This is a genomic window from Aurantimonas sp. C2-5-R2 (assembly GCF_036549495.1).
Taxonomy (GTDB): domain Bacteria; phylum Pseudomonadota; class Alphaproteobacteria; order Rhizobiales; family Rhizobiaceae; genus Aurantimonas; species Aurantimonas coralicida_A.
The window spans coordinates 1-4155 of record NZ_JAZHLJ010000150.1 but is presented as its reverse complement, the minus strand read 5'-3'; the positions used below and the strand labels follow the sequence as shown (position 1 = coordinate 4155).

The window sequence follows — 4155 nt, the reverse complement described above, 5'->3', positions numbered from 1 at the left end:
ATTCCGCGGAACTTGCGGCCGAGGGCTATGCCGATTTCGACCCCGAAGCCTACCGGCAGGGTCATCTCACCCCGGTGATCTTCGGCAGCGCGCTGCAGAACTTCGCCGTCGACCAATTGATGGATCTGATCGCCGAGCACGCGCCCTCGCCGCGCCCGCAGCCGTCCGACAAGGGTCCGATCGATCCGGACGGCGACAAGGTCTCCGGCTTCGTCTTCAAGGTCCAGGCGAACATGGACCCCAAGCACCGCGACCGTGTCGCCTTCGTGCGGTTCTGCTCTGGTCATTTCAAGCGCGGCATGAAGCTCGACCACGTGCGCTCCGGCAAGCCGATTGCCGTGTCGAACCCGATCTATTTCTTCGCGCAGGAGCGCGCCCGCACCGAGGAAGCCTTCGCCGGCGACGTCATCGGCATTCCCAATCACGGAACCTTGCGCGTTGGCGATACCTTGACCCAGGGCGAGGCGTTCCGCTTCACCGGCTTGCCGGCCTTCGCACCGGAGNGAAGCCTTCGCCGGCGACGTCATCGGCATTCCCAATCACGGAACCTTGCGCGTTGGCGATACCTTGACCCAGGGCGAGGCGTTCCGCTTCACCGGCTTGCCGGCCTTCGCACCGGAGGTGCTGCGGCGCGTTCGTCTTGAGGACACGTCGAAGGTCAAGCAGCTGCGGCGCGCGCTGGAGGATTTGGCGGAGGAGGGGCTGGTCCAGGTGTTCCGGCCGATGATCGGTTCGAGCTGGATCGTCGGCGTTGTCGGCCCGCTCCAGCTCGACGTCCTGTCCTCGCGCATCGCGGCGGAATACAAGACGGAGGTCGCCTTCGAACCGGTGCCCTTCGGCACGGCCCGGTGGATTCGCTCGGAGAACGACGCGAAACTACAGACCTTCATTCGCGAAAACCCCATGAACGTCGTCCGCGATCGGGACGAACGGCCAGTTTATCTGTGCCGGGACGAGTGGGACCTGCGCTACATCATGGACCGCAACAAGGACATCGTCTTCGACGGGACGCGTGAGATCGTCGGAATGTGAAGGCGGTCGCCATGCCGCTCAAACGGGTAGGGAATCCGTGACCAACGATGAACCAAGGGAAAATCTCTCGTCCCCATCGAGAGCCTTTTCCATCTTGTCACACGACGCAGAGCGCTTTCGCGGTCACCTGGATGGAACGGCACTGAGCCTAAATGGCGAACTGTTCAGCGAGCTGGCGTTGAGAAAGATCGGCCCCTTGTTCGAACAGGAGGACAGCTTCGCGAGAGGTGTCGCCCCTGACCGTAATCTCGACCACGTCGCTGTATTCCGCGAAGTCGGCGGTAGCAGCCAGCATGCGACTTTCGCTGGACGTCTTGCAAGTGATGACATCCGTCTCCGGCAACATTGCGCCACGCCAGCGCCGGGGCCTGTAGGGGGCAATCGGCGTAAGGGCCATCAGCCCCGAGTCGAGTGGCAGAATGGGGCCGTGGACGGAGAAATTGTAGGCGGTGCTACCGGCCGGCGTGGCGACGAGAACGCCGTCGCCGATCAGTTCCGGCAGCCGAAGCTTCCCGTTCACCCAGATCTCGATCCCGGACATCTGCATGGATTGCCGCGCAAGAGTGACCTCGTTGTAGGCGAAAACCTCGTGCACGGCGCCGCTGCCAAGGGTGCACCGCATGTGCAACGGTCGAATGACCGCCGGGCGCGAAGCGCGCAGGACGGGCTCGATATCGCCTTCGCGGAAACCATTCGTGAGAAAATCCGAACTGCCGTCGCTCATGGGAAAGATGGGTATCTGAAGTCCGGCCCATCGATGCAGCCCCCGAACAACGCCGGAGTTGCCTGTTCGCAGAACGATGAATTCGACATCGGCAGCGTCGGCAGCGGTGAACTCGGCGGCGGAAATCCAGCCCGGTCGGTGAGAAGCGCTTTCGTCGGCCAAATAGAGGATGTTCATGATGAAATAGCTCTGCCGCCTTCATTCAATGCGACCGCTAGAGGCAAACCGTGACCGCGCCTGATCTCGTCACTCTCGGCAAAGTGGTCCAAAACCATGTCCGGGAGAAATGGTCACTGCCGCCCGCATGGCCAGAAGTCGCCGCGGAAGTCATACCAGACGATCTGCGAAAGCGGATTTCCTATCTCGGTATAGACGACTTTCGGCTGCTGGAGGTCAGGCCGGAACAGGTTCCCGAAAAACTCCGCCAGCTCGAAGAGGACTCCGCACGCGAGGATGCCGGTATTGGCGACCCGTCCGGATCGGCCAGACCGACAAGCATCGGCGATCTGGCATGGTTCCGCCGTCCTCGGCAGGCATGAGCCTGACTTCACCGTCGCCGGGGCTACACAGGTCACGACAGCGTTGCTAGATATGCGATAGGCAGCGGTCATGCGACCGACGCCATCCGCATTTTCATCAAGATGCGCGGAACTGCTGCGACCTGTTCGAGTCGATCCTGTGAGATCGATGAGGAACGGCCACGGCTCCGGGAAGCGGATTTCCCGGCTACGGTGCCACCTTCACGCCGCCCGAGCGCCCGCTCCGACGGCTCTCGTTTCAGGTCATCATCGACCGAGACGGAGGCGCCTTTCAATATTTCCATAGTCCGATCGACGTTCTCGCCGCGGCGGCTACACCCCGGTCACGAGAGCCGGAAGCGACTGCCTGGACGAACACTTCCGAACATTCCCAGTCATTTCAAACGCCACCATTTTCATCGACAGGACGAATAATGAAACGGATCGACAAGACCCACGGAATGCACCGCATCGTCGCCGGCAGGGAGAACGGCACCGCGATGGCAATCGCCTATCTTGGGCGCCGCAGGGTGGAAGGTGCCATCGCCGAAAGCCCCGAGGAGGCCGCCGAAATCCTCTGCTCGCTGCTTGATCGCATGCGGGAGGAGCGACACGGTGCCCGTCGGGACGGGATCCCCCTGGAAGAGGAATTCGCCGACGCCATTCTGGCTCTCCAGTCGCGGTTGGGCGAGGTCGAGACAGCAATCCTGGAAGCGTTTTCACGATTTCCGGAGAAGGTCTGGGCCGATGGAGATCTTGCTGCCTATGCCGGATGCAGCGAAGACGATGCAGAACGGGCTCTTCAGAAGCTCGGGCGCGATCTTTCCCGCATGCTTGATTTCAAGCCGCCCGCGGAGGACGCGCCCGACAGGCGCAGCCTGAAGGTCGCTGCCCTCGCGATCTCCGCGGAGAGTCGACTGGCCAACAGGCCCGGCTGGAGGGCGAGGCCGGAACTGGCCAAGGCAATTGTGCGAAACATGGCGTGGGACCAGTCCCGCGCCTCGCGCCCGGTTCTGCAACCGACCGGAGCAATACGCAGTCAGCAGTCGTAAAGGGAGCCGACCAATGCAGCTTCGAAGGCAGGCAGATAGGATGCAGGCAGGCGAGATGATCGAACCGAAGATCGGCGACGTGTTCATCGACGTCAAGCCGCCCAGGCATAGCTGGCAGGTGCAGAGCATCTACGGCGGCGGCACCCATGTGCTGGAGCGCACCGACAATCCGAAGATCATGCGGTTCCTGAATGTCGAGGCGCTTCGCGACCGACAGCGATACGAACCGGCTTAAGGCGCTTGGGCGCCTGCCAGACGAAAAGCCATCAGACCGTACAAAGCCATGATCGGTGCAATTGCCGGAGACATCGTCGGTTCGCGCTTCGAGGGAGGACCCGCTCCTCCAGCGCATTTCGCGCTGTTTCATCCCGACTGCCGGTTTACCGACGATACGGTTTGCAGTCTTGCCGTCGCGTATGCGCTGATGGACGGACGGGACTTCGCCGCGGCTTTGCGGATGCTGGTCCAGCGTCACCCGTATCGCGGCTATGGCGGCATGTTCGCCACCTGGGCTCATGCGGAAGCGGCACCGGCCTACGGAAGCAGGGGCAACGGCGCGCCCATGCGTGTAGCGGCCGTCGGCTGGCTTGCGGCGGATGCGGCGGACGCGAGTGAACTGGCGGCGGCCCAGGCGATCGTGAGCCACGACCACCCGGACGCCATCGCAGCTTCCCGGGCCGTAGCCGGGACGATCTTCGCCCTGCGAAAGGGCGGTGACATTGGTGAGGTGCGCCGGTGGGTCACGGAGGCGTTCGGCTACGATCTGCGGCCGAAGCATGCCCTGCGCGCCAGCGGCTTCGACATCAGTGCGGCAGGAACCGTTCCCCCC

6 protein-coding genes and 1 pseudogene are annotated in these 4155 nt (G+C 63.0%); 6 read left to right on the top strand and 1 reads right to left on the bottom strand.

Annotation, left to right across the window (positions count from 1 at the left end; genetic code table 11):
- Together VQ044_RS24025 and VQ044_RS24020 are read left to right on the top strand one after the other, a co-directional pair.
- Window positions 1–491, top strand: a pseudogene (locus VQ044_RS24025) (EF-Tu/IF-2/RF-3 family GTPase); the annotation flags it as partial.
- A gap of 76 nt (window positions 492–567) precedes the next feature.
- Window positions 568–1032 carry a hypothetical protein gene (locus VQ044_RS24020; RefSeq protein WP_331827821.1) on the top strand — a complete coding sequence of 155 codons (465 nt, stop codon included), beginning with the start codon at window positions 568–570 and terminating at the stop codon, window positions 1030–1032.
- 148 nt (window positions 1033–1180) lie between these two features.
- Here VQ044_RS24020 and VQ044_RS24015 read toward each other — a convergent pair whose 3' ends face one another.
- The gene (locus VQ044_RS24015; protein WP_327651308.1) at window positions 1181–1933 is read right to left on the bottom strand and encodes an NAD kinase; all 753 of its coding nucleotides are present in this window, start codon (window positions 1931–1933) and stop codon (window positions 1181–1183) included.
- 50 nt (window positions 1934–1983) lie between these two features.
- Here VQ044_RS24015 and VQ044_RS24010 point away from each other — a divergent pair, with 50 nt between their 5' ends.
- The 4 genes from VQ044_RS24010 to VQ044_RS23995 form a co-directional block, all read left to right on the top strand.
- Complete coding sequence (locus tag VQ044_RS24010) at window positions 1984–2295, top strand: hypothetical protein (RefSeq protein ID WP_327650187.1); 312 nt, start codon at window positions 1984–1986, stop codon at window positions 2293–2295.
- Between the two features lie 413 nt (window positions 2296–2708).
- A complete protein-coding gene (locus VQ044_RS24005) occupies window positions 2709–3326 on the top strand; it encodes a hypothetical protein (protein WP_327650186.1) in 618 nt (205 codons plus the stop codon).
- A 13-nt stretch (window positions 3327–3339) separates the two neighbouring features.
- The gene (locus tag VQ044_RS24000) at window positions 3340–3561 is read left to right on the top strand and encodes a hypothetical protein (RefSeq protein ID WP_331827820.1); all 222 of its coding nucleotides are present in this window, start codon (window positions 3340–3342) and stop codon (window positions 3559–3561) included.
- 48 nt (window positions 3562–3609) lie between these two features.
- Window positions 3610–4155, top strand: a 546-nt coding sequence (locus VQ044_RS23995; protein ID WP_331827819.1) for an ADP-ribosylglycohydrolase family protein, incomplete at its 3' end; no start/stop codon positions are given.